We start from the raw sequence: 345 nt of genomic DNA, 5'->3' as shown, positions 1-345 counted from the left end.
GCAGGTCGAGGCCGGCGGAACCCGGTGTGGCGTAATGCGGCAGCGGGAATTCGGTGCCGATGCGAGGGTCGAGGATCTTGGCTTGTAGAGCGTGCATGTCAATTAAACCTGGTTCAGCCGTTCGGCGATAAAAGTGATCAGCTGGCGGGCAATCTTGCTCTTGCTGGTCTGGGCGAAAAGGGTGGCGTGCAACTGGCGGTCGATCACGCTGCAGGCGTTTTCCTCGCTGTTGAAGCCAATGCTCGGGTTGGCGACGTCGTTGGCGACGATCAAGTCCAGGTAATTGACATAGAGCATGCGTCCCATGCCGACATCGCCGCAGGCCTGGCTGCCGGAAGCCGGGCC

2 pseudogenes are annotated in these 345 nt (G+C 60.9%); both read right to left on the bottom strand.

The features are described from left to right. Positions 1-97 (bottom strand): annotated as a pseudogene (locus tag GSM73_RS24585) (dUTP diphosphatase); the annotation flags it as partial. Between the two features lie 5 nt (positions 98-102). Then, a pseudogene (locus GSM73_RS24580) lies at positions 103-345 on the bottom strand (hypothetical protein); the annotation flags it as partial.

Origin of the sequence: Pseudomonas sp. PICF6, from assembly GCF_009831705.1 — a bacterium.
GTDB lineage: Bacteria > Pseudomonadota > Gammaproteobacteria > Pseudomonadales > Pseudomonadaceae > Aquipseudomonas > Aquipseudomonas rhizophila.
The sequence above is the reverse complement of the archived record's forward strand: the minus strand, read 5'-3'. Positions and strand labels throughout refer to the sequence as shown.